18 protein-coding genes and 1 pseudogene are annotated in these 21791 nt (G+C 59.3%); 11 read left to right on the top strand and 8 right to left on the bottom strand.

The genetic code is table 11. From position 1 onward, the window contains the following. Positions 1-11: 11 nt before the first annotated feature. The 5 genes from ACPYOI_RS26890 (at position 12) to ACPYOI_RS26910 (ending at position 4554) form a co-directional block, all read left to right on the top strand. Positions 12-875, top strand: coding sequence for a branched-chain amino acid ABC transporter permease (locus ACPYOI_RS26890; protein WP_481417412.1), 864 nt, complete (start codon positions 12-14; stop codon positions 873-875). A 1-nt stretch (position 876) separates the two neighbouring features. Then, entirely contained in the window at positions 877-1881 is a 1005-nt protein-coding gene (locus tag ACPYOI_RS26895; protein ID WP_481417411.1) for a branched-chain amino acid ABC transporter permease, read from the top strand. Continuing rightward, a complete protein-coding gene (locus tag ACPYOI_RS26900) occupies positions 1878-2642 on the top strand; it encodes an ABC transporter ATP-binding protein (RefSeq protein ID WP_481417410.1) in 765 nt (254 codons plus the stop codon). Before ACPYOI_RS26895 ends, ACPYOI_RS26900 begins: the two co-directional genes overlap by 4 nt. After that, on the top strand, positions 2623-3339 hold the full coding sequence (locus ACPYOI_RS26905) for an ABC transporter ATP-binding protein (RefSeq protein WP_481417409.1): 717 nt from the start codon (positions 2623-2625) through the stop codon (positions 3337-3339). Before ACPYOI_RS26900 ends, ACPYOI_RS26905 begins: the two co-directional genes overlap by 20 nt. Before the next feature lie 828 nt (positions 3340-4167). Continuing rightward, positions 4168-4554: a hypothetical protein gene (locus tag ACPYOI_RS26910; RefSeq protein WP_481417408.1), complete on the top strand. Its 387-nt coding sequence runs from the start codon at positions 4168-4170 to the stop codon at positions 4552-4554. A gap of 172 nt (positions 4555-4726) precedes the next feature. On the opposite strand, the gene ACPYOI_RS26915 is transcribed toward ACPYOI_RS26910, so the two are convergent. Then, positions 4727-6790 carry a hypothetical protein gene (locus ACPYOI_RS26915; protein ID WP_481423604.1) on the bottom strand — a complete coding sequence of 688 codons (2064 nt, stop codon included), beginning with the start codon at positions 6788-6790 and terminating at the stop codon, positions 4727-4729. A gap of 178 nt (positions 6791-6968) precedes the next feature. Continuing rightward, positions 6969-8861, bottom strand: coding sequence for an acyltransferase family protein (locus ACPYOI_RS26920; protein ID WP_481417405.1), 1893 nt, complete (start codon positions 8859-8861; stop codon positions 6969-6971). Between the two features lie 75 nt (positions 8862-8936). On the opposite strand from ACPYOI_RS26920, the gene ACPYOI_RS26925 reads away from it, so the two are divergent. Both ACPYOI_RS26925 and ACPYOI_RS26930 read left to right on the top strand, forming a co-directional pair. After that, positions 8937-9089 carry a hypothetical protein gene (locus tag ACPYOI_RS26925; RefSeq protein WP_481417404.1) on the top strand — a complete coding sequence of 51 codons (153 nt, stop codon included), beginning with the start codon at positions 8937-8939 and terminating at the stop codon, positions 9087-9089. Positions 9090-9265: 176 nt separating this feature from the next. Then, positions 9266-9406: a hypothetical protein gene (locus ACPYOI_RS26930; RefSeq protein WP_481417403.1), complete on the top strand. Its 141-nt coding sequence runs from the start codon at positions 9266-9268 to the stop codon at positions 9404-9406. 610 nt (positions 9407-10016) lie between these two features. On the opposite strand, the gene ACPYOI_RS26935 is transcribed toward ACPYOI_RS26930, so the two are convergent. Both ACPYOI_RS26935 and ACPYOI_RS26940 read right to left on the bottom strand, forming a co-directional pair. Next, positions 10017-10394: a hypothetical protein gene (locus tag ACPYOI_RS26935; protein WP_481417402.1), complete on the bottom strand. Its 378-nt coding sequence runs from the start codon at positions 10392-10394 to the stop codon at positions 10017-10019. Positions 10395-10617: 223 nt separating this feature from the next. Further along, positions 10618-11103: an Lrp/AsnC family transcriptional regulator gene (locus ACPYOI_RS26940; protein WP_481417401.1), complete on the bottom strand. Its 486-nt coding sequence runs from the start codon at positions 11101-11103 to the stop codon at positions 10618-10620. Between the two features lie 106 nt (positions 11104-11209). Between ACPYOI_RS26940 and ACPYOI_RS26945 the strand changes: the two genes are divergently transcribed. The 3 genes and pseudogenes from ACPYOI_RS26945 to ACPYOI_RS26955 all read left to right on the top strand — a co-directional run bounded on the left by ACPYOI_RS26945 (position 11210) and on the right by ACPYOI_RS26955 (position 14821). Continuing rightward, entirely contained in the window at positions 11210-12421 is a 1212-nt protein-coding gene (locus tag ACPYOI_RS26945) for a diaminopropionate ammonia-lyase (RefSeq protein ID WP_481417400.1), read from the top strand. Beyond that, positions 12418-13661: pseudogene (locus ACPYOI_RS26950) on the top strand (allantoate amidohydrolase). Before ACPYOI_RS26945 ends, ACPYOI_RS26950 begins: the two are co-directional and overlap by 4 nt. Continuing rightward, positions 13658-14821, top strand: coding sequence for a M20 aminoacylase family protein (locus ACPYOI_RS26955; RefSeq protein ID WP_481417399.1), 1164 nt, complete (start codon positions 13658-13660; stop codon positions 14819-14821). Before ACPYOI_RS26950 ends, ACPYOI_RS26955 begins: the two are co-directional and overlap by 4 nt. A gap of 100 nt (positions 14822-14921) precedes the next feature. Here ACPYOI_RS26955 and ACPYOI_RS26960 read toward each other — a convergent pair whose 3' ends face one another. Beyond that, positions 14922-15845 carry a DMT family transporter gene (locus ACPYOI_RS26960; RefSeq protein WP_481417398.1) on the bottom strand — a complete coding sequence of 308 codons (924 nt, stop codon included), beginning with the start codon at positions 15843-15845 and terminating at the stop codon, positions 14922-14924. A 116-nt stretch (positions 15846-15961) separates the two neighbouring features. On the opposite strand from ACPYOI_RS26960, the gene gcvA reads away from it, so the two are divergent. Then, the gene (gene gcvA / locus ACPYOI_RS26965) at positions 15962-16882 is read left to right on the top strand and encodes a transcriptional regulator GcvA (protein ID WP_481417397.1); all 921 of its coding nucleotides are present in this window, start codon (positions 15962-15964) and stop codon (positions 16880-16882) included. 58 nt (positions 16883-16940) lie between these two features. On the opposite strand, the gene ACPYOI_RS26970 is transcribed toward gcvA, so the two are convergent. The 3 genes from ACPYOI_RS26970 to ACPYOI_RS26980 all read right to left on the bottom strand — a co-directional run. Beyond that, complete coding sequence (locus tag ACPYOI_RS26970) at positions 16941-17675, bottom strand: class I SAM-dependent methyltransferase (RefSeq protein ID WP_481417396.1); 735 nt, start codon at positions 17673-17675, stop codon at positions 16941-16943. Between the two features lie 200 nt (positions 17676-17875). Further along, a complete protein-coding gene (locus ACPYOI_RS26975) occupies positions 17876-20086 on the bottom strand; it encodes an adenylate/guanylate cyclase domain-containing protein (RefSeq protein ID WP_481423605.1) in 2211 nt (736 codons plus the stop codon). A 237-nt stretch (positions 20087-20323) separates the two neighbouring features. After that, on the bottom strand, positions 20324-21791 hold a 1468-nt coding region (locus ACPYOI_RS26980), incomplete at its 5' end, for an ATP-binding protein (RefSeq protein WP_481423606.1).

Consider the following 21791-nt stretch of genomic DNA (forward strand, 5'->3'; position numbering starts at 1 on the left):
GGGATATTTCCATGCAGACAGTCTTCAGCATAGCCGTCGACGCGCTTGCCTATGGCATGGTGCTGTTCGTCATATCCATCGGCCTCTCGGTTACCATGGGCCTGATGCGTGTCGTCAACCTTGCTCACGGCGCTTTTGCGATGATCGGCGGCTATGTCGCCTCCTATGTCGCCCGTGACCTTGGACTTGGCTACGCTGCGGCAGTGGTTGCGGCGGTCGCTGCGACCATCGTCATCGCCATCCCCATCGAACGCTTTCTCTATCGCCGGATCTACGGCGCGCCTGAGCTCACCCAGGTGCTGATGACGATCGGCATCACCTTCTGCATCATCGGCATTGCGAATTACCTCATGGGGCCGACGCTGAAGACAATTCCGCTTGCGGCGGCCCTGCAGGGATCAGCCGATATCGGTTTCCGCACGATCCCCGTTCACCGCCTCTTTGCGATCGTCTGCGGGCTTGCCGTGGCGCTGGCGCTGTGGTTCACGATCGACCGGACGAGCTTCGGTGTGAAGCTGCGGGCTTCGGTGGACAATGCCCCCATGGCGGCTGCGCTCGGCGTGCGCACGGAAATCATCTATGCCGTCAGCTTCGCTGTCGCTGTCGGCCTTGCCGCCTTCGGTGGCGTCGTCGGCGCCGAGTTGCTGCCGATCGAGCCCTACTACGCCCTGCGATACATGGTGACGTTCCTTGTCGTGGTCTCCGTCGGCGGGGCCGGATCCATCCCAGGCGCCCTGATTGCCTGCCTGCTTCTGGGCGCGATCGATACGACCGGGCGCTATCTCATGCCGGAATTCGGCGAGTTCTTCTTCTATCTTGCCGTGATCGGGATCATCTGCATCTTCCCGCGCGGCCTCGGCGGACGGGTGCGGTGACATGACGCTTGCGATGAACGACAAGGCTGTCCTCATTCAGCGCCGCCGCCGGGCGCTCAGCCGCGATCTTGCCGGCATTGCCGCGATCGCCGTCGCAGCGGCGATCGGCTATATCCTCTTTCCCGACAATCTGGCGCTTCTCACCCGGATCATCGCGATGGCCCTCCTGGTGCTGTCCCTCGACCTCGTGACCGGCTATTGCGGCATCGCAACCCTTGGCCATGCCGCCCTGTTCGGTTCCGGCGCCTATGCCGCCGGCATTCTCTCGGCGCATTACGGGATCAACGATCCGCTGGCGATGACGCTTGCCGGTCTGGCCGGCGGTGCGGCCGCGGGCCTTCTGTGCGGCGCCATCATCCTTCGCGCGCACGGGCTGCCGCAGCTCGTCCTGTCGATCTCGCTGATCTACCTTTTCCATGAATTCGCCAACAAGGCTTCCTCGTGGACGGGTGGCAGCGACGGGCTTTCCGGCATCTCGCCCGATCCTGTCTTCGGCACCTTCGAATTCGATCTCTACGGCCACACCGCCTATTTCTTCGGTGTTGCCCTGCTTCTGATTACCTTCGTGCTGCTGCGCATTCTCGTGCGCTCGCCCTTCGGCATGCTGTGCCGCGGGATCCGGGAAGATTCCTTGCGCATCCGTGCCATGGGGGCGTCGCCGACGGCGGCTCTCCTCAGGATGTATGTCATCTCGGGCGTGGTTGCGGGTGCCGGCGGTGCGCTGAACGCGATCTCGACGCAGGTCGTCGGCCTGGACAGCCTGTCCTTCACCCAGTCGGCCGAGGCGCTGGTGATGCTGGTGCTCGGCGGCACCGGCTCGCTCTTCGGCGCGCTGTCGGGAACGATCATCTTCATGCTCTTCGAGGATTACGTCTCCGCCGCCAATCCTTTCCACTGGCTGACGATGTTGGGGGCACTGCTGATTGCCGTCGTGCTCTTCGCGCCGAAGGGGATCTACGGAACGGCCGCCGCCTATATCGCCCGCGGCAAGGAGGCGCGCCCATGAACCCGGTTTTCGAAGTCTCCAACCTCAGGAAGGCCTTTGGCGGCCTTGCTGTCACCAACGATGTGTCGCTCGCGATGGCGCCCGGCGACCGCATCGCGCTGATCGGCCCGAACGGCGCCGGCAAGACCACCTTCGTCAACCTCGTCACCGGCAACCTGCCGCCGGATTCGGGCGAAGTCCGGTTAAGCGGGGAAACGGTCACGAAGGTCAATGCGATCGGTCGCGTCCGGCGGGGGCTTGTGCGCTCCTTTCAGGTGACCCGTCTCTTCCAGGATATGACGCCGGCGGAGCATGTGGCCCTTGCCGTTCTTCGCAGGGAAGGGCGCACTGGCCGGCTCTTCGGAAATTTCCTTGCCATGCCCGACGTGATGGCCGAGGTCGATGAGCTTCTCGACAAACTCGGCCTGGCGGCCCTGATGCACCGCAAGGTCGGCGAGATCGCCTACGGCCAGCAGAGGCTGCTGGAAATCGCGCTGGCGCTCGCCTTGAAGCCGAAGGTGCTTCTTCTCGACGAGCCCGCGGCCGGCGTGCCGCAAAGCGATACCGGCCGCATCGAGCAGGCGCTTGCCGACCTGCCCGCCGATCTTGCCGTGCTGATGATCGAGCACGACATGGACCTCGTCTTCCGTTTCGCAAAGCGCGTCATCGTTCTCGCGGCAGGCACCATCATCTTCGACGGATTGCCGGTCGACGTCACCAAGGATGCCCGCGTGCGCGAGGCCTATCTCGGGAGCTATGCCCATGCCAGCCCTGTCGCTTGAGGTCGAAAATCTCTCCGCTGGCTATGGCCCGACAAAAGTGCTCGAGGGCGTTTCCTTCTCTGCGCCCGCCGGCCAGCGCCTCGCCGTCCTCGGCCGCAACGGCATGGGCAAGACGACGCTGCTTGCGACGCTTGCAGGCCAGACGAAGCGCTATGACGGCCGCATCCGGCTTGGCGACGCGGATCTGACCATGGCCCCGAGCGCCACCCGTGCCCACCATGGGCTCGGCTATGTGCCGCAGGCGCGCTGCATATTTCCAACCCTGACGGTCGAGGAGAACCTGTTCGTCGGCCTCAAGGGCCGGCCGAAAAGCGCGCTCGAAGAAGCTTATGTCATGTTTCCGCGCCTGAAGGAGCGCCGCCGCAATCTCGGCAGCCAGCTTTCAGGCGGCGAGCAGCAAATGCTCTCCACCGCCCGCACGATCCTCGGCCGCCCGTCCGTGCTCTTGCTCGACGAGCCGCTCGAGGGCCTTGCTCCCGTTATCTGCGAAGAGCTGATGGGGGCCTTCGCCGAGCTCGCCAAGGCAGGCGACATGACCATTCTGCTCGTTGAGCAGCGCATCCAGAGCGCGCTGGACTTCGCCGATCACGTCATCATCCTCGAGCGCGGCAGGCTTGCCTGGGCGGGCACGCCATCGGAGCTGGCGAAGGATCACGATACGGTTGAACGCCTGCTCGGAGTCGGCGGATTGGAATAAGGCGCCAACAGAAAGCGGGTCGGAAGTTCACAACGTTTGGCAGCTTTTCGAAAACCTCAAAGAGCTCGGAAACTCTGTAGCACAGCGCCTCGAATTTCTCGGGTATTAGTCATGCGTGCCATCCCCGGGTCGAGCGGGTCTGGCTTTTGCGGGGGTAAGTACCTCTAAAAAATCATTTAGTGCGTCAGCGAACCGGCTTCCAGTAACAGAGATGGATCGAAACGGGTGAACTTTTGTGTCACTCTCAAGGATTGGAATTGCTCTTCCTGAAAGCGCCGCAACGGTGGCTGATATAGGTCTTCCCGTATTATCGAGCGGGGTTTTAAATTTGGCCATACGACAAGCGTCCAGTCTATTAACTCAACTTAGAAAAATACTTTGGAGTTCCTCAATGCTTGTATCTCTTGTAGCCGTGACTGCCGCTCATGCTTGTAGTCAAACTGGCTATCGATAGCTGCTATAAAACGGGAGCCAGAAAAATACCACTCAGGCGTGTCTCCGTTCATGCCAACGAGAAAGTCGCCTGCGACGTGTTGGGGCCCGGACGATCACCTTCCAAGACCGAGACATGACGGTCGGCATGGTGCTGTTGTCCAAGGGCAACGTTCCGGCAAACGCAGCGGTAGACTTCGCGGCAGCCTCAGGTGCTCGCCGGTATCTGTTGCTTCTTTCGGCCTTCAGCACAAACGGCACGTTTTCCCCGATCATTCAGCTCAAGGCTGGAGGCGTTGCGGTGACTTCCGGATATGCTGGTGGTGTAGCCTCAGCGGCTCCATCAACCGCAGCCGTCAACCTGTCATCTGGTTTACTATATCTGGCAACTCTCCGGTGGCTGCGAACTATGTACATCACGTCAAGATCGAGCTGATCTTGCAAGATGGCAATACATGGGAAGCCTTTGTGACGGATGGGTATAGCCACGCAGCGGCGGGCATCGCGGGTGGTGGCTCCAAGATCCTTGCAGGCGTGCTTGATGGCATTCGCCTAACTACAGTTGGCGGGGCTGAGCTCCCAGATGCCGGCACCTACACCCCTCTATGCGGAGTATTGAGAATGGTGCAAGTTGCAAAGATTGGCCTTGACGGCACAGTAACCTATGACGAGGAGGATTTGCCCGATCTAACGCAGGCAGAGGTCGCGCCTGAGCCCGTGTCAGCGCGACAATTCAAGCCGCAACTCGCCATTATGAATCTGAAAACCCAAGTGGACGCGTAGGTCGCCACTCCGGACGACCCAACGCAGATCGCCTATGAGTACAGCGGATCCTTTGTGAAGTCGTCCGAGATGATGCAGGCAGGCTTTTCGGCTATGGGCTTCGCGTCCGAGCAGGTCAATGGATTCTTCCTGGCAGCATCGCGTCTTTGATGGCTGCCAGGAGCGGTAGCCGTCAATCTACCTTCCAGAGCGACATTCCTGTCCAAGACGCTATGCGCGAGAGCCCGCGTGTGTCCGATGGATCACTGGCGCCGATCCAGAGAAAATACAGAGAGCGAGAAGTTCCAACTTCATCCCTCACTTTGTCTCGATCGCCACCAGCCGAAAGATCATTGTCGAGCAACCACAGACGCGAGGCGACGCGAGGGTCAAGTTTCGTTCGCTTGGCGTACACGGCAAGAATGTATCTAGAACTATACAGCTGAAGGCCAGGGACGCTGCCGGCCAGAGGTCGTTCGTCGAATGACTGGAAGCTTCCGCCCGTCACCAGAACGTCACCACGGTTGATTACTTCGCCGAGTTTTTGCTCCACATTGTGGAAGCTGGCGTCTTGGAAAATGGGGGTCGGCGTTGGGAAGTTCGTGTGCAAAAATTTCGGGACGAAGCCTATTGAGAATTCCACAGCTTGGGCGACGAAAAGCACTCCAGATAAGCTCAAACCAATCATTGCAGCTCTTGAGTGGTCTTTCAGACGAGCACGAAACATGGCGTTGAGTCCGAACGCTCCAAGAAGAGCCAAGGAAATGTCCGCGTACCAGTAAAATGCCCAGATCTCTTGCGGCACGACGGTTTCGACCATCATAAGGAAGGCTATGCCGCCTAGTGCCACCCCACCGAGCAGGACTTTGACATCCCGATCCACAGTCTTTGTGAATATAGCGTAAACAAATCCCGGCAAGACAAAGGTCATCCGGCCGCACAGCGCGACGAGGAGATATACTAGGCTAGCTCCCCACGCCGGGACACCCCAGTTTAGAAGGCCTTGAGCGAGCGGTGATACATGCCCGTCCTTCCATTGTGAAACAGCCAAATTCAGAGGATGGATCAGTACCAGTTTCGTGCCATCCGAGTGGCCGCCGCCAAGGCCGAGGAATACTACTGTTCCAGCCACTATGCCGGCAACAATCATGACGAGCAGCTTGGCATAATCCCACACCATTGCCCGATCTTTGATGTTGACGAGACCCAGCAGCCCCACCCCGGCGGCTAGCATTGGGAGCATCATTGCCCGTGTGCCGCTTCCAACAAAGATTAGCAAACACAGGAGCAGGGTACTCATCCGAAATCTTCTAGGTGAAAGGATTTCATCGAGAAGAAAAATGAATATCTGAAACGCGACAAGCGTGGACGCCACGCGATACATGATGGATGCCGTCGCAAGGTGATATATTTTCCACATCACCCCGGAGTAACCGAAGGTGAGGAGCATGCTTACAGATGCGATTACACCCGCGATACCCATTCCAAATCTTGAGGAAGAGAACGCAAAAAGACAGAGAATAAACGAGAGGCTGTGAAAGACGATCGCCAAGCGCGATGCAACCAGGATAATCGGGATGTCCATGGTCGTGGCAGCCATCCCGACGTGCACATTGTAAAGGTAATGATAGTGCAGAGGCACATCCATTAGGAATGGTTCGATGGGAGGCCACTTGCCTGTCACAGAGTTGGCGAAGGCTGCAACCCACGTGAAGTGCTGATCAACGATCAGGTTGAAATTGAACAGCGAGGCTGCGAACACCAAAAAGAGGGCCGCGGCGCAGCACGTTAAGAGCGTTGCTGGTCGGTCTGAACTCGGCGCGATGAGGGGAACGAGTTGGTTTCGTCGCAGCCACGCCACTGCTGAATAGAGCAGCGGCAAGAAGGTATATGCCCACTGCATCGACGCCACGGTAAAGAGTAAGCCGGCGCTCATTTCAAGACATTGGCCGACGATTATCGCCTTAGCGGTGAATTCGATCGGCGTGAGCTGCCTCTTAGACGACATAAGAACCAGGCACGCCCCCGGCAGTGCCACGAACAGTGCTTGGTAAACAAGGTAGAGAGCTGCCGAGGCGGCCGTGGATCCAAAAAGCATTGTTAAGGCAAAGGCCGCGCTGGATAGCGCTAACCAGGTCAATGCTATTTCGCGCGCTGCTCCATCGAGTGAGTAGAAGAATTTTAGCTGTTGCTTCATGAAAATACATCCCGCGGTATGAGGGGTGTCGCATTTCCAATCCTTGGTTTCAATATTCATGTCGTGGTTGAAGTAAAGAAAACCACAGCCATTTGCGGCAGCAGTTGGATTAGATCACGTATCTGGTAAAGCAAGCTTGGGCACCCAGGCCCAAAGCGTCAGTATATAACACGCGCAATTCCAAACATCGCAGGCTGACGAGAGGCCGCACGCTTTCTTGCGGCGACCGACCCGGTCGCTAGTGAGTTAGTCTATCCAGCAACTTTCCGCCAATGAAACTGCCTGCTTTCGTGGTTAGATGACCATAGTCCCACGATAGAAGATCCGCCGGATCGTCCGACCAAGTCGTAGCGCAAGCACGGTCGCTGCAGAACATATCTATGAGGGAAAGGTAATCGAGGTGCCGCTGTTCCGCTAAGGACCGGAGCTCAGCATCCACGGTGGCGACGTCGGGAGAAGGCATATTAGAAATGCTTTTGGGTATCCCTTTTGATTTGTCTGCGAGCCACTGCTTATAGACAAGGTCCGGCAAATTCTCAGTGTAGGTTGGGAACGGACCAACAATCGCGACCTTGATGCCTACTCGCTCCAAGGCGTCGATTGTGTCTATTAACCCCGCCGCCATGGATGATCCAGAAGAATAGTCGCCAGAGTAGCGCGGCCACCTGGCGAAAAGGACGACAATATCGGGCTTGTTTTTAACGAAGGCGGATAGCGCTCCGTTTAGGAACGTTTGGCATGAGCCGAACTCTTGAATTGGGGGGCAGGCGTCAGCGGCATACCCGGTGACCTCAGCTTTTCCTTCTGCAGCGATCGCGAGACCAGGGAAAAAGCGACCTGCATGAGAGTCACCCCACACAGCGATCTTCGGCAGCGATGCATTGCCCTTGAGGGCGCAATCGTCGGAGTAGTTTTGGCTACGATCATATAGCCAACATCTGCCGATGCGAGCGTCAGACCGGAAATCATACTTCGAGAACGCAAGGATCTCTCGGATCTTCTCGGGATAGAAAAGCGTTCGCATGTCGACCCTGCTGTTCATGGCTCCAAAGACTCCGAGGGCTACCAGTGTGCAAAGCAACGCCGGCGTTAACTTGGCTGCTTTGATGCCGTGCAGGGGGAGCTCTAGACACAAGTAGGTTATTGCAGCTAGTGCAACTGCGAGGCCCATCAGCATGCAAGTAACTAAAGGTGCAATCTGATCGTTTAAAGCTCTTGCGAATACCAAAATCGGCCAGTGCCAAAGGTAGAGCGGATAGCTAACAAGGCCAACCGCGACGAACGGCCGGGTCGAAATCGTTATGCGAGAAAGTGCATTGTCTTGGCCGGAGACTAGCAAAAGCCCCGTGCCGATGACCGAAATTCCCGCGGACAATGGCATGAAGCTTGCCTCTTGGACAAAGACGAAGCCAGCAATGACAAGCGCGAGTCCTAAGCCAAACAGCGTGTTTCCGATGCGGGCAGATCGGCCGATGGACTTGTTGGCTGCCAGCAAGCCTCCGAAAGCAAGTTCCCACGCTCTACTCAATGGCGAGTAGAAGGCTGCGGTCGGTGCGTGGCTCGCCAGATAGACATTGTAGGCTAAGGAAGCAACGACGATGATCGCCAGGACGGCTGACAACGGCAAGCGAGTACGTGCTATCGCCCATAAAAGTACCGGCCATGCGAGATAGAACTGTTCTTCTACCCCAAGCGACCACAAATGCAGCAATGGCTTGCTCAACGAGCTTACATCGAAATACCCAGCCTCGCTCCATAGCAGCAGATTGGGGATGAAGAATGCCGCCCCCATGGTGTGCCATTCCAATTGCCGCATCTGGGTCGGCGCCAAGATCAAAGAGCCTGCAATCAGTGAAGCCGCGATAACAACGATGAGTGCGGGATAAATTCGCCGGATGCGGCGTTGGTAGAACGCTAGCAACGAAAAGCGCTGTGCGGCGATGTCCTGCGCAAGGATACGCGTGATCAGATAGCCGGAAATGACGAAGAAGATATCCACGCCGAGAAAACCGCCAGGCAACAGACTGGGAAAGGCGTGGAATATGACAACGGCGATGACCGCAACCGCTCGCAGTCCGTCGATATCGGCGCGGTAGGAAACAGATCGGACGGCATTCGTTTTCTGAAGCACTGGTGGCTGTTTCCTTAGCGGGAAATTTTCACCGAATAGCTGTGTTCCAAGATCCTGACAAGCCTGAAGCGCCGTGTGACCTACGTGGCTGTTTGGGGGCGGCCGATCGCACTCAGCGATACGATCGCCATGAACCTGATCCTGCTCTTCGGCGGCATTATCGGCAGCTATGTCTTCGGCGCGGTGTGGGAGACGAACGCAGGGTGGCAGTTGCCCAGCAGGCGGTAGAGCAAGGCGAGGCCGATACGACCGTTGAGGTGAAGCCATGATCTTGGCCTGGTGGCCGCAATCGCTGCCAGTCTCCTGCTTCTTTTGGCAGTTCGTATTGCGTATCTCGCCGTTCGTGAAGTCCATTCCATGGTCGATCAGGCGGCAGCAAGCGCCACTGAACTCTCCGATGCTCAATGGACCGCAAGATCGAGAAGGCGAACGCCCAAGCCAATCAGAAGATCGCCGACCAGGCGAAGGCCGCCCTGCAGATCGAGGCGGAGGCGTCCGAGCGCATCAATGCGGCATCACAGCAACTTGAAGAACTGAGGAAATGAAATGCGGCTTTGCCTCATGGCGGCGATATCGGCCTTTCCCGTGATTCGTGTCAGCCTGCTCCCAGATTAAACCAGAGCCTATCGTCGTGACGAAGGTGGTCAGCGTGACGCTGCCTCCCGTTTGCCGGCGTCCTGCTCCCGCTCTCTCACCCAAGCCAGATCGAGATATGACTCAAGAAGAGATCCTGAATAACTGGTCAGCCGACCGGATCGCGCGCAATGCCAGCGAGGTGGGCCGTGCCGCGTGTGTCGCAGCCGTGGACGCCGCAGAAGTCCCCGCGCTGATGGCGCACCATCCCCACTTCTTCGGGTGGGGTAGCCTACGGAACCAGTTTAGCTGTAGAAGCATTTGCTAGCTGCCATAATCCGGGAGATTTCAATGCGTCGTTCCATAAGCGCCTTTTTCATCATTTCAGCGATTGCCACTTCGTTCGCTGCCGTTCCGTCAATCGGTGCCGCTCAAGAGTTGCGTATTGGTCCAGACGGGGTCCGGATCTATGACAGAGATCGCTATGATGACCGTCGAGCCAGCCGCCGTTGTGATCCCGACCTTGCTATGGACAAGGCGCGTGACCGTGGTATCCGCCGCGGGCGCATTGTAAACTACTCGTCAAACTCTGTCGCAGTTGATGGAATGACTCGCAGAGGTCCCATGCGTGCGGAGTTTTATAACAAGCGAGGTTGCCCGATTATTCGGACCTTTTACCTCGATTAATAAGTGAAGAGCACACAAACCGCGCTGAATCGGCGGCGGCCTTCCGCCGGGCTTCATCCATCCTGGCTTCAACCCCCATCGGGCACTGACGAAGACGGTTCCCATCGTGACAGGCTCGCGCATCAGGTCTTTGGTGATGATCGGATAGTCGAGGGAAGGGGCGCCGTTATAGCGGGGGATCTGGTTGGAAAGGCCAAGAGCGCCCTTCCGATCGACGAACGCAAAAGCGCCCATCATGCTTTCCATATCCTCTTGATGAAAATGCATCCGCATATTTTGAGCTCCTTTGTTCTCAAAATGTTCACGCTGGAGCAAGGAGTGAAGAGCGCTAGAGCAGGGTGGCGCGGCTGACCTGCGTTTGCCGAAGTGGCACGGCTTCATCCATTACTTTTTGACCGCTCGCCAGTTTTGTCGCGTTCAAGACTGGAAAACGACATAGGCACCGTGACTGATATGGTCGTTGTTATGCTGGTGAACATCGTCCCTGGCATCTCGGTTAACCTAGAACACGCACTGCCATTCCGGCCTTGACCCGGTCCATCGCGACGAACGTCCTGAACCGCTTGACATTGTTGTTGCCGAAGAAGAGCCGGCGTGTCAGAGACTCGTAGTCCGTCATCGAAGGAACGATCACAACGATGACGAAGTCCGCTTCTCCCGTGACGTAGTAACATTGCTGAATTTCGGGGGCCACGGAGAACTCCCGTTTCGCCGCCTCGATCTGGTCGGCGGTCTCGCTGATAACTTCCACCTCGACGAAGATGGTAATGGACTGTCCCACCGCCGTCGGGTCGATGACCGCGACGTTTCCCTGTATGACGCCATCCTCGGTCATCCGCTTGATCCGCCGCTGTACCGCAGGCGCAGAAAGGCCAACCGCCTCTCCGATGCTCCTCTGGGACGTCATGTTGTCCCTCTGCACGATCGCGAGAATCTTCCGGTCGAAGGCGTCGAGGCCGTAAGAAGCCGGTGGCTTGGTCAATACTCGCCCTCAACGAAACAAACTTGCAAAAAATGCCCTTAAATACAGCCCTTTTTTCGCTCGCTTTGCAATATGTTTCAAATCGCAATTCAAGCGAGGCGACCCAATGTTTCTTCTGAACACCACCATCGAATACCGCCAGCCACTTGACCCAGGGGACGCGGAGACGCTTGGCAAGGACGCTGCGGCAGCGGTCGAACGGCATCTGGAATTCCGGGACAGAAACGCGGAGACACCGCTCGTATCGCTGCCAGGGCTCGCCTCCGAACTGGGCGTCGCGGCCATCCATGTCAAAGACGAAGGCCACCGTCTTGGCCTCGGCAGCTTCAAGGCGCTCGGCGGCGCGTACGCCGTGATCCGGCTGGTCCTCGAAGAGGCCGAGAAAAAACTCGGCCGCCCGGTCGACATTTCCGAACTTTCCGCACCCGAGGTTCGCGTCGTCGCGGAAGCCATGACGGTCGCCTGCGCGACCGACGGCAACCACGGGCGCTCGGTCGCCCAGGGCGCGCAGCTGGTCGGCGCTCGGGCGGCGATCTTCGTCCATTCCGGAGTGAGCGACGAGCGGGTCGCCGCCATCGCGCGCTATAGCGCGGAAACGATCCGGGTGCAGGGTACCTACGACGACTCGGTGAAGGAGGCGGCGCGCATCGCCCGGGAGAACGACTGGATCATCGTCTCGGATACCTCGTGGCCGGGTTACGAACGCATACCCGAATTGGTCATGCAGGGCTACACCGCGCTTGTGAGGGAGGCCTTGCGGAGGCTACCGAATCCGCCAACCCACGTGTTTGTGCAGTCCGGTGTCGGCGGGATAGCGGCTGCCGTCGCGGGACATTTGGCGATCGAGTTTGGGGACCGGCGTCCGATGTTCACCGTCGTCGACCCGGCGCGGGCGGCTTGCCTGTTCGAGACGGCGAGAGCCGGGCATCCGGTCACGATCGCCCACGGAGACCCGACGGTCATGGCGATGCTCGAATGCTATGAGCCGTCGCTGGTCGCATGGCGGGTTCTCTCGCGCGTCGCAGACGCGTTCCTGACCGTCGACGAGGAGGACGCGACGTCAATCATTATGCGTCTCGCGAATCCTATCGCGGGAGACCCGGCGATCGTCGCGGGGGAAAGTGGCGGCGTCGGTCTTGCCGGCTTGGTCAAAGCCATGGCCGACCCGGAGATCAAAAAGGCGCTTTTGTTGGACGCCACCTCGCGGGTTTTCGTCATCAACACGGAAGGCGCGACCGATCCGTCAAAATACGAGGAGATCGTGGGCTTATCGCCCGCGGCCGTGGCGGCGAAGAACCTTAAAGGAGCGCACGCATGAGCGGACATTCGATCGATGCGGAACGCTTGCTCGGCCGGCTCCGCACGCTCGGGGACATCGGCCGAGACGCCCAGGGGAGACTTGTCCGCCTTGCCGCTTCCGACACCGAGAAGCAGGGGCGTGACAGGTTCGTTTCGTGGCTTCGGGAGGCGGGATTGGAAGTCGCCGTCGACCGCATCGGCAACATCTTCGGCATCTGGAATCCCGACGGAATCGCGCGCGGTCCAATTATGCTCGGCTCCCATATCGACACCGTCATCAACGCGGGCATCTACGACGGCTGCTACGGAGTACTATCGGGTCTCGAGGTCGTGGAGACGTTGAAGGGTGAGGCCTTTCAACCGGCTCGGCCGATTGTGGTGGCGGCGTTCACGAACGAAGAGGGCGTCCGCTTCGCGCCGGACATGATGGGGTCACTGGTCTATTCCGGCGGTCTTGCAACCGACGCCGCGCTCGCGACCGTCGGCACCGATGGCGCGGTCCTCGGCGAGGAACTCGCCCGCATCGGCTATGCGGGACGCAAGAGCCCGGCTTCCTGAGGCCGCACGTCTATGTCGAACTCCACATCGAGCAAGGCCCCGTCCTCGATCGGGAAGGCGTCCCGATCGGAGCGGTACAGAACCTCCAGGGCATCTCGTGGCAAAAGGTCACTATCGACGGCTACGCCAACCACGCGGGGACAACCCCGATCTCCATGCGCCGAGATGCCGGATACGCGGCGGCGCGGGTGATCTCGTTCCTGCGTGACCGCGCGAAGGCCTCGAACACCCCGACCGTCGCCACGGTCGGAACCATCAGGTTCGAGCCGAACGCGATCAACGTCATCCCTTCGCGGGCGACTTTCACGGTCGACCTCCGCGACCCCGACGAGGGCCGCCTGAAGGAGGAGGAGGCAGCGCTCGCGTTGTTCCTCGACGCGCTCGCGACCGAGGAGAAGGTGGAGATATCGACCGAGCGGCTGGCCCGCTTCGAACCCGTGAAGTTCAACGAGAACATCGTCCGCCTGGTGGAACAAGCCGCCGGAAAGCGCGGGCTCGCCTGCAAAAGAATGACGTCGGGCGCGGGCCACGACGCCCAGATGATGGCTCGCATCGCGCCGAGCGCCATGATATTCGTTCCCAGCCGGGACGGCATAAGCCACAGTCCCAAGGAGTTCACGCCTGACGCCGATCTCGTCGCCGGGACGAACATCCTGCTTGACGTCGTCCGCGCCCTGGTAGCTGAAGGGCAAACCGAATGAGCTTGGACTTACAGGCACTGCATCGCGAGATGACCGTATGGCGGCACGATCTCCATGCCCATCCGGAATTCGGCTTCGAGGAAACGCGGACATCGGCGTTCGTGGCTGGCAAGCTCCGTGAGTTCGGATTGGACGAGGTCATCGAAGGTGTCGGCGGGACGGGTGTGGTCGGCACACTCAGGAGGGGCACTGGAAACCGGACGATCGCGCTGCGGGCGGACATGGATGCCCTTCGGATCGCGGAGCAGGGAGATCACGAATACCGTTCGCGGAATGATGGTGTCATGCACGCTTGCGGCCATGACGGACACACGGCGATGCTCCTCGGCGCAGCGAAGATGCTCGCCCGGGAAGGCGGCTTCGACGGCACCGTCCGGTTCGTTTTTCAGCCCGCCGAGGAATGGGGCAGGGGCGCGCTTGCCATGCTCAACGACAGTCTCTTCGAGCGCTTCCCCTTTGACGAAATCTACGGCATCCACAACATGCCTGGTCTTCCGGTGGGCCTGTTCCAGACTCGCGCGGGTGCGATCATGTCGGCCGAGGACAACTTCGAGATCGTGCTCGAAGGCGTCGGTGGCCACGCGGCGCGGCCACACGCCAGCAACGAGGTCCTGGTCGCGGCCTGTGCGCTGGTGACGAACCTCCAAACGATCGTCTCCAGACGTCTCGATCCCACTGACATCGGCGTCGTGTCGGTGACCGAACTCGTGACCGACGGCACCCGCAACGCGCTGCCGGGTTTGGCCCGCGTACTCGGGGATGCGCGGAGCTTCCGTCCTGAGGTCAGCGCGGAGATCGAAAAGCAGATGCGCGTGATCGCGGAGGGAACTGCGCTGACGCACAATGTTTCAGCCAAGGTCGAATACACGCGGGAGTTCGTCCCACTGCTGAACGATCCGGTGCTGGTGGAGGAGGCGTTCGCCGCCGCCCGAAGTGCCTTCGACGCCAATCATGTCGAGGTACGCCGGGAACCGATGACCGCGTCGGAGGATTTCGCGCGCTTTCTCGACCGCGCGCCTGGTTGCTTCGCTTTCCTTGGGAATGGGGAGAACTCCTCGCCACTGCACAATCCCACCTATGATTTCAACGACGCCGGATTGATGCACGGGGCGAACTTCCACGTCGCGATCGTCCGGCGTCGGTTGAGCGCGGATAGATAACGCGGCGAAGAGGAAATTCGAACCGAGATCAGTCTCCCGAGCCTCATTACCTTCTGCGGCGGTATGTCCTCTATCGGCCCTAAGCTGCCATTGGGCAATTTCAACCGCGTGGTCTCACTGCGAGTGCAAGACCTGCTAGAATGAAGCTGACACCCGTGATGAACAGCAAGCCGAGCCTGTCGCCGAACATGACTGCAGACGCGGTGATTCCGAATACGGGTTGGAGGTACTGAACGCTTGCGGCGATGGGTGCAGGTACGTCACGGAGAATGTTCAGCCACAGGAACAGACCTGCCACGGTAACGACCAAGCCGAGGTAAGCCGCCGCTCCCAACGCTTCTCCGGTGATCTGAAATGGCGTGCGGTATGCCTCCCAGCCCGCCCATGGCATTAGCGCCACCAAACCGAAGAAGGTACTCCAAGTAGCCACGACGACGGTGCCGTGCTGTTTCGTGAGTTCGACGCTCCAAACGTAGTAGAAGGCGACCGCCAATGCCGAGATCAGCATCCAGATAGGGCCGACGACCGTCGTTCCGGAAGTTCCCGCCTCATCTCCGTTGCCCGAAGCCACTACGACGATGCCCGCGAATGCGGCCGCCACGCCAAGAAGCTGCAGACGTGAGACCGTCTGCTTGAGCCGGATCGTAGCGAAGAAGACAATGAACAGGGGGATCGTCGCCGACAGGATCGTTCCAACCGAGGCGGAGGTGCCCTTCACGCCAAACGTTTGCGCGACCTGTCCCACTCCGATTCCGAGAATGCCAAGTGCAGCAACGGGTGGCAGGGCCATCCGGGGCAAGGGCTGCTTCCCGATGAGCAAGAACATCATGAATGGGATAGCAAATGCAAACCGGATGGCCGTCAGTGTCAGTGGCGGCATCGTGACCAGGCCTAGTTTTGTGACCGGGATTGACAAGCCCCACATCAAGGCAAGTAGTAGCATCGCTCCGAAGCTCGCAAGTGTCACTCGGCGTTCGGCGACTGCAGGGGCAATAGGGGCGGGTTCGGTGGCGACCTGGCTCATGGTGCTTCGCAATCCGTCGGGAGGTGTAATCGCACCACATCTAAGGCCAGCTACCCCTTGCGACAAATCATTTGTCGTCACATGATGCGTGATTACCACTCACGCATATCGATGTCATGCCGAACCTACTTCCACCCCTACAGACCCTTCGCGCCTTCGAAGCCACTGGGCGGCGGCTTAGCATGACACTCGCGGCGGACGAGCTTAGCGTGACGCATGGTGCGGTAAGTCGCCACATCAAGACCCTTGAGGATCATCTCGGCGTTCAGCTCTTCCGTCGCATGACCCGCAGGATTGAACTGACTGAGGCGGGTTCTGCCTTCTTCACGGTCGTCACCCGTCTTCTCTCCGAATTGTCTCGTGAGGCTGAGAACATTCGCCGAAGGAGCGATGCCGGGCGTCTTGTCGTAAGCACGGGCGTCTCGTTTGCAAGCAAGTGGCTGACGCCGCGCCTCCATCGGTTGATGGCCCGATTTCCGGATTTCGATATCCACCTGGAAGTGAACGACCTTGACGTCGATTTCGCGAAGGGTCATGTCGACGTGGCGGTCCGGTACGGAAGCGGCCAGTATCCCAACACCGCATCCGAGCGGATCATGAACGAGACCGTAACACCCGTATGCACTCCCGAGTACCGCAACAGGATGGGCGGACTGCGTTCCGCCGATGAACTTCTCTGCTGCCAGCTTGTTCACGAGAATGGGATGAAGGCCAACTGGGAGCGCTGGTTCGCACTGGCCGGGCTTGCACCGGCCCGGACGCGTGGCCCCGCCTACAGTCATGGAAGCATGTCCATCGAGGCTGCGATTAGGGGAGAAGGTGTAGCTCTCGGGCGCAGTGTGCTCGTTGCAGAAGACCTAGCCGGAGGTCGCCTCGTGCCACTCTTTCCCGAAGTTAGGCTAGAGGTCGAATGGGGGTATGATCTTGTCTATCGGATTGGCAACCAGGGCCATCCCAAGGTTTGCGCGTTTAGAGACTGGATCGCTGACGAGGTGCGACAGTTCAACGCCGTCGTTGAAGCGCAGCGACGGCGTTGACCGCTTTGGCGCAATGCAGCCGATTCCGATCTTCCGCTTTCGGCCCATTGCGGACCTACTATTGCGGAAGCCGGTAAACTGAAACGTGTGATCTGGATGACGCAGTAAACGGAGTGCCGATCCAATCGCCATGACGGCTTTCTAATCTAAATCCGGCGATTTGAGCCATTAGGTCAAGCTCAGAGGGCCAGATGTATCGATGCGGCGACCGGAAGAGACGGGCCTCCTTGCCGTCGCGGAAGTTGAAATGGTGCGAAACGACGTGCTGGGCGACAGGGTCGCATGTGTTGATGAGCATGTATCCGTCATGCGACTGCCCGACAACAGCTTGTGCATCAGACCAATGCGGAATGGTCGGAACCCAAAGTTCGATGACGAAGCGTCCGCCCGGACGAAGGTGCCGCGCGGCATTATGGAAGCACTCGACCTGTTCTTGCTGGGACATAACGTTCGAGATGCCATTGAAGACCAAGTAAACCAGATTGAATTGTCCTGGCACGAACGCCATAGTCATATCGCCAAGAACCACAGGGATATCATTCTCGCTCGCCTTCGTTCGCAATTGCCGAAGCATTGCTGGCGCGATTTCGATACCACTGACGGATATGCCCTTTTCAGAGAGCGGGATGGCTACTCGGCCGGTGCCAATCGCAAATTCCAAAGCTGCACCGCCCTCCGCGAGAGAGGTAAGTCGGTCGACGGCGGGATCGAGAACTTCAGGAGCGAACATCCCGGTTCCCGGCGTATCATAACTTTCGGCCGCTTCGACATCCCACAAATCCTCGTGCTTCATGAAAACCCTCCATTTCATGAAGCCTTAGCACCGGACATTTGACATGTCAGCTGTTGGCGCGAAGGCGACATCGTCGGATGACCGTTCCCGGCCCTTTGCAGTCATCCGCTCCTTGACGCGATGGCCACTTGAGACCGTAGATGAGATGCTCAGCAAGCTCGGGGGAGCGTGCGAGTGTGGACTGGAGACAATGGGGTCGCTCAGTAGCCCCTTATTTCCTTCAGTGCATCCTTGGCATAGCTGCCGATGGAACTCTCGCTCTCCATCGCTACTAGCGCGGGAATCGCATCCTTGGCCTGAGGCCCGATCTTTCTCAGGGCCTGCACGGCCTCCTCACGGACCCCGACGTCTTCGAGCAGCATAACCAGGGCTGGCACGGCTTCCGCTGCTGCCGGTCCAAACCAACCCAGACGCTTTGCGGCGTTCCGCCGGCTTGCGGGATCGCCCCGCGTCAGTTCAGCTGTGAGGCTCGAAACGGTCACGTCCATCGGCAGGGCAGCGACGCGGATACCGTCGAGCAGGCGCTCTCGCACCCCTTTGTGTTCGGGGGCCCATCGAATGGGGAACGTATAGTCGCGTGCGAGGTCTTCGAGAGCGGCCTGGTGTGTTCCTGGCCGCCACATCAGAAGCCTGCGCCTTGCCTCGTCCCGGCGACCGAGGCCAGCAAGTACGGATGCGAACGGCGGCATGAGTGCGGTTGCATTCGGATTCTTCTTGACCCCCTGGTCGAAGACCTCCGCCGCCTGTTCCAAATTGTTAGCAGCAAATAGCGCAACCCCGTGGGCAAGAACATAATGGCTCGGGAAGTTCGGATTGAGGCGAAGCGCTTTCTGGACGAAATCCAGGGCCTCGCTCGGCTTACCTGAAGCCGTCAAGGCCCAAGCCATGGCGATTTGCGCTTCAGGATCGTTAGGATCGAGCTCAATCGCCCGGCCGGCTTCGCGGCGCGCATCTTCACCAAAACGCAGACGGTCCAGCGCTTGGGCCGTATGGCCGAGAGCCGTCGGGTATCTCATGGCGTTGTCCAGTTGCACATGACCTTGCCACACGACCCTCTTCGGAGATGCTCCAAATCGTTGATTCCAGACCGATTCGTCGTCTCTGAAGAGAGCCTCATCGTACCAGTCGTAGTCTTCGACTCTAAGGTAGACCAAGGCGAGCGCGGCATAGGCGCGCCCGTACTCGGGATCGAGTTTAATAGCTCTCTTGAGCGGCGCGAGAGCCGCCGCGTTGTCATTGGCGTTGAAACGAAGATAAAGACTCCAACCCTCGTCAAATGCCTCTTTCGCCCGCAGGCTGTCCGTCCTGCCGCGGGCGATCTCCATCCTCTCATTTCGCGTCAGATTGACCTCCAGCGCCTCGACAATCCTGGTGACGAATGCGTCCTGAACGCCGAAAACGTCGGCAACATTGCCGTCAAAGCGGTCGGCCCACACATGACCTCCTGTGAGTGCATCAACCAGTTGGGCATTGACGCGGAGCCGATCGCCCGCACGTTGAACGCTGCCCTCAAGAACGTATCGGACGCCTAGCTCTTCAGCGACCTTGCTTACAGTCACTGGCTTGCCCTGATATGCGAATGTCGAGTTTCGGGCGACGACAAAGAGACCGGAAATCTTCGACAGATCGGTGATCAAGCTATCTGTCATGCCGTCGGTGAAATGCTGCTGCCCCGCTTCGCCGGACATGTCGGTGAATGGCATGACCGCAATGGATGGCTTGTCCGGCAATGGGAATTCCATCCGCGCCCTTGAGGCCAACTCGACTTGCGGTGCGCGGGAGCTGCTCCAGAAAACCACGCTTCCGGCTGTCAGCACGAGAGCTGCGGCGGCCGAGAGCCAGAGCCATGAACGGTAAGGTTTGCGCCGCCTCAAGGCGGCCGTGGTTCGGGGATGATCGCCAAGGCGAATCCGATAGAGGCGAACGGGCTTTTCGATATTCTTGACCTGCTGCTCACCCACGAAATCAAACGCGTAGTCCAGCTTTCTCTCGACGTGGTCGTACGCCGTTCCCGAGATCAGGACGCCTCCCGGATCGGCCAATCCCTCGAGTCGTGCCGCGACATTCACGCCGTCGCCATAGATGTCCTGTCCTTCGACGATAATGTCACCAAGGTTGACACCGATGCGAAACTCGAGCCGTTTATCAGCGGGTAGCTCCTCATTGCACTCGGCCATCGCTTGCTGGATTTCGACGCCGCACCTGACAGCGTCAACCACGCTGGGGAACTCGATCAGTGCGCCATCGCCCATGAGCTTGACCACCCGGCCATTGTGAGCAGCAACCTTCGGGTCGATGATGTTCTCGCGGGTGCTTCCAAGCCGCGCCAGGGTATCCGCCTCATCGATCTCCATGAGGCGAATGTAACCAGCGAGGTCAGCGGCCAGAATCGCCGCGAGCTTCCGTTGCATGAAATGCTCCGGGTGTAGAACGGCGTCTGTTGCAATTATAGGATAGTTACGGTTCACATCCCAGCCTGCTGTTGGTTGGACAGCCGTGATTTACTCCGGCCAGGTTGACGACAAAGTTGAACGCTCTAACGATGTCACCATGAATGCCGACGCTTTGACTTCGATCGTCCACCGTATTCAGCAGCTGCGCGGGAGGGAGACCCTGCGTGATCCGATCTTGACCGCTTGCGATTGCGCCTACCGCAGGCGGTCAAGCAGCGCCCTGGCATCGACAAGGTCTCCAGTCTCGAAGCCTTCGGTGAACCAAGCGTAGATGGGGGTGAGAACCTTGCGACCCTCTTTGCCCCGGCCCTGGTCGACGTAGAAGCGGGCGAGGCTTATTGCAGCTCTCAACTCCGTCGATTTCGTCCCCTCGGCGCGCGCCATCGCCAGCGATTTTCGAAACCACCTCTCAGCAGCGCCATCATTTGGTTCCATGCGCGACAAGAGTTCGCCCTTGGTGCGCAGCAGCTCGGGCACTTGATATTTCGATCCAGTCTTGGCGGTGATGTCGAACGCCTGCTCCAGCAAGATTAACCCTTCGTTTGCCTCGCCGAGCTGCCCATGCGCTTGGGCCAGGACGCCGAGGCGGAACGCCATGCCCATGTCTGCACCGGTAGCCGCAACGGCTTCAACCGCTTCGCGCATTTCCCGGATACCCTCTTCCAATTTCCCTTGCTGGGCGAGCGCCCAGCCGATTTTGGACCGCGCCACCCCGGCCATTAGTGGCAAGTCGAATTCGGTGGATACTTCAAGCTGCTCCTGTGCCGCTTCGCGGGCTGCCCCAGGTTCACGGCGCAGGAGATGGATTATGGCCAAGTTACTCAGCGCGGTGGCTATGCTCACGGAATGGGACACGCGCTTGGCCAGCGACACCGCCTCTCGAACGCGGTCCAGAGCCTGGTCGGGGTAACCGCGAATCCAGAGAATCTCCGAAGAGTAGTTCCTGCAACAGACGCCGGGGTCATGACCCGTATAGACATAAGTCAGGCGATGATCTCGCTCGCAATCGTAATTCGCGATCCCCCAGCTTGCGTGTTCCTCGGCGGCTCGATAATCCCCGAGGAAGAGTTTGCTTGCCCACAACTGATGATGCGCCTCGAGGAGGAGGCTTAAATCATTCGCCGACTGGGCGATCTGCAAACATTGGCGACCGAGATCGTCTGCCTCGCGCAGGTGACCGGATATCAGTTGGTATGAGGCTTCGCCCCGAACCGCCACGAAGAGCTCGTTGCTGTCGTCCAGCCTCTCGCAGAGTTTGCGTGCCGATGAGAAGGCGTGAAGCACGTCCGGCGCGCCCCAGCCCTTGACAGCCATTGCGGCCACCCCCATGGCATTCTGTAAATGAACTTCACGCTTTAAGCGGGCCTCCGTGCTGGGCACCGACGCGACCACCTCCAATCCCCTGGCGAGGTGGGCCAAGGCTTCGATATTCGCCGATCGTTTCAGCGCCTGCTGTCCTGCCTTCAGCCAGTAATCCCCGGCCTGATCAGCCAGCCCGGCGGCCGTGTAGTGGTATGCGAGCGTCTCGGGTTCGGTCTCGGCGACTTCCGGGAATTGCGCCTCCAGCGTTGACGCGATGTTCGCGTGGATTTGATGCCGTCGGCTCCTGAGAAGGCTCTGATATGCCGCGTCTTGCACCAGTGCATGCTTGAAGACGTAGGTC

Source organism: Rhizobium sp. SVR5-2C (assembly GCF_056755115.1).